Source organism: Bradyrhizobium sp. (assembly GCF_016462955.1).
In the GTDB taxonomy this organism is placed as follows: domain Bacteria; phylum Pseudomonadota; class Alphaproteobacteria; order Rhizobiales; family Xanthobacteraceae; genus Bradyrhizobium.
The window spans coordinates 2,258-5,368 of sequence record NZ_JAEMSD010000464.1 but is presented as its reverse complement, the minus strand read 5'-3'; the positions used below and the strand labels follow the sequence as shown (position 1 = coordinate 5,368).

General features: G+C 66.2%; 3 protein-coding genes. 2 read left to right on the top strand and 1 reads right to left on the bottom strand.

Features of this window, described 5'->3' with window-relative positions; genetic code table 11:
* Nucleotides 1-58: 58 nt before the first annotated feature.
* Complete coding sequence (locus tag JHD07_RS31755; protein ID WP_291629331.1) at nt 59-1,354, top strand: O-acetylhomoserine aminocarboxypropyltransferase; 1,296 nt, start codon at nt 59-61, stop codon at nt 1,352-1,354.
* A 4-nt stretch (nt 1,355-1,358) separates the two neighbouring features.
* On the top strand, nt 1,359-2,141 hold the full coding sequence (locus tag JHD07_RS31750; protein WP_291629329.1) for an alpha/beta hydrolase: 783 nt from the start codon (nt 1,359-1,361) through the stop codon (nt 2,139-2,141).
* A gap of 42 nt (nt 2,142-2,183) precedes the next feature.
* Here the strand turns inward: JHD07_RS31750 and JHD07_RS31745 are convergent, their stop codons facing one another.
* Complete coding sequence (locus tag JHD07_RS31745) at nt 2,184-3,104, bottom strand: aliphatic sulfonate ABC transporter substrate-binding protein (RefSeq protein WP_291629333.1); 921 nt, start codon at nt 3,102-3,104, stop codon at nt 2,184-2,186.
* Nucleotides 3,105-3,111 lie beyond the last annotated feature (7 nt).

The window sequence follows — 3,111 nt, the reverse complement described above, 5'->3', positions numbered from 1 at the left end:
CTTCATGCGCGATCTTATGGCACAACGCGCCATCGTCGATGGACCAACGAGGCCCCGCATGCCCGCGCCGAAACCGCCTGCCTTCGAGACCCTGAGCCTGCATGCGGGCCAGCATCCGGATCCCGTGACCGGCGCCCGCGCCGTGCCGATCTACCAGACCACGTCCTACGTGTTCCAGGATTCGGACCATGCCGCGGCGCTGTTCAACCTGGAGCGCGCCGGCCACATCTATACGCGCATCTCCAACCCCACCACGGGCGTGCTGGAGGAGCGGCTCGCGGCACTGGAAGGCGGCGTCGGTGCGATCTGCACGGCGAGCGGCATGGCGGCGCTGCATCTGGCCATCGCGACGCTGCTCAATGCCGGCGACCACATCGTGGCGTCGAGCTCGCTGTATGGCGGCACCATCAACCTGCTCGCGCACACGCTGCCGCGCTTCGGCATCACCACCAGTTTCGTCAAGCCGCGCGACCTCGACGCGTTCCGCGCCGCGATCCGGCCGAACACGCGGCTGGTGATCGGCGAGACTATCGGCAATCCCGGGCTGGAAGTGCTAGACATCCCGAAGGTCGCGGCGATCGCCCATGACGCGAAGATCCCGCTCTTGATCGACAACACCTTCGCCACGCCCTATCTCAGCCGTCCGATCGAGCTCGGCGCCGACATCGTGATGCATTCGGCGACCAAATGGATCGGCGGCCACGGCATCGCGATCGGCGGCGCCATCGTCGACGGCGGCCGTTTCGACTGGCGTGCATCAGGCAAGTTCGCCGTGCTGACCGAGCCCTATGGCGGCTATCACGGCATCGTCTTCGACGAGCAGTTCGGCACGGCCGCCTTCATCATGCGCGCGCGCACGGAAGGTTTACGTGATTTCGGTGCCTGCCTGTCGCCGACCAACGCGTTCCAGCTGCTGCAGGGCGTCGAGACGCTTCCCGTGCGCATGGACCGCCACATGCAGAACACGCATCTGGTGCTGGAAGCGCTGAAATCCAACAAGGCGGTCGACTGGGTGCTGCATCCCTCGCTGGAGACGCATACGGACTATCAGCTCGCCAAGCAGCTCTTGCCGCGCGGCGCCGGCTCGATCGTCTCCTTCGGCATCAAGGGCGGACGGCCTGCGGGCCGCAAGTTCATCGAGAGCTTGCGCATGATCAGCCATCTCGCCAATGTCGGCGATGCCAAGACGCTGGTGATCCACCCGGCCTCGACCACGCATCAGCAGATGGACGCGGAGCAGCTCAAGGCCGCGGGTATCGGCGAGGAGCTGGTGCGGCTATCGGTCGGCATCGAGACGGCCGGCGACATCATCGACGATCTTGCGCAGGCGCTGCGCATCTCGCAAAAGGTCTGACGCCATGAAGCTTTCCGTCAACGGCACTGAAGTGCTCGCCGCAACCGGCGGCCGCGACTTCGACAAGTCCCTGCCCGCGGTCGTCTTCATCCACGGCGCCGGCTTCGACCATTCGACCTGGGCGCTGCACACACGCTGGTTTGCGCATCACGGCTTTGCGGTGCTGGCACCCGACCTGCCCGGTCACGGACGCTCCGCCGGGCCTTCGCTCGGCAGCATCGCCGAGATGGCCGACTGGACGGCGGCGCTGCTCAATGCGGCCGGCGCCGCGAAGGCGCATCTGATCGGCCACTCCATGGGCTCGTTGATCTCGCTGGAGACAGCCGCGCGGCATCCCGACAGGGTATCCGCGCTGAGCCTGATCGGCACCGCCGCGACCATGACGGTCGGCCCGGATCTGCTCAAAGCAGCAGAGGCCAATTCGCAGGATGCCAACGACATGGTCTCGATCTGGGGCCTCGGCTTCAACGCCGAGCTCGGCGGCAGCCTCGCGCCGGGCCTGTGGATGCATGGCGGCGCCCAGGCCGTGCTGAAGTCGTGCGAGCCGGGCGTGCTGTTCAGGGATCTGTCCGCGTGCAACTCCTATACGAATGCGCTTGCCGCCGCGGCAAGCGTGAAGGTGCCGACGACCCTGATCCTCGGCGAGCGGGACATGATGACGCCGGCCAAGGCCGGCAAGGCGCTCGCCGCCGCGATCCCGCATGCCAAGACTATCGTGGTGCCCGGCGCCGGCCACATGATCATGGCCGAGCGGCCCGATGAATTGCTGGCGGCGTTGAGAACCTGAGGGATTCGGAGGAAGACCGCTTCGACGGCGTTCTTCCTCGCTTCATGAGCCAGGCGTCCACTTCCAGACGATGTCGGAGACGTTGACCGGCTTCGGGATCAGGCCGAGCTTTGCGAAGCGATCGGCGACCGCCTGCTGGTTCCTGACCACCTCGGCGTCGAGCGGCACCACGCGATAGTTGGAGCGGGCGACGAAGCGCCTGATGGCCTCGATGTCGACGCCGGTCGCTGCCGCTTGCGCCTTGGCCACCTCCTCATGGTGCGAGTCGGCCCAGACGCCATCGGACGCAAAGGCCGCGTTGAGCTTCGCAACGAGCGACGGATACTTGTCCACGAAGTCCGAACCGGCGATGTAGAACGCGTTCGGCTTGTGCACATCCTTGTCGAAGGCGATGACGCGGGCGTTTTCCTTCAACTCGGCGAGCGCGAGATACGGATCCCAGATCGACCAGGCGTCGACCGAGCCCTTGACGAAGGCCGCCGTCGCGTCCGCCGGCGCGAGCGGTGCCGGCGTAATGTCGGACCAGGACAGGCCGGCCTTCTCGAGCGAGGCGACCAGGAGATTGTGCGCGCTCGATCCCTTGCCGAAGGCGACACGCTTGCCCTTGAGATCGGCCAGTGTCTTGATCGGCGAGTCCTTCGGCACGATGATCGCCTGGGTGTTGCCGTCCGACTTCACCGCGGCGACGTAGCGGATCTTGGCACCGCCGGCCTGCGCAAAGATCGGTGGCGTATCGCCAACGAAGCCGAAATCGACGCTGCCGACATTGATGGCCTCCAGCAGCGGCGGGCCGAACTGGAAATAGATCCACTTGATCTCGACCCCCAGCGGCTTGAAGGCGTTTTCGAGCGTCTGGCGCTGGCGTACCGCCGGGAAGAAGCCGCCCTTCTGGGTGCCGATGCGAATCTCTGCGGGCTTGTCCTCGGCGTGCGCGGGTGAACCCGCTGCACTTGCCAGCAGCAGAGCGCCG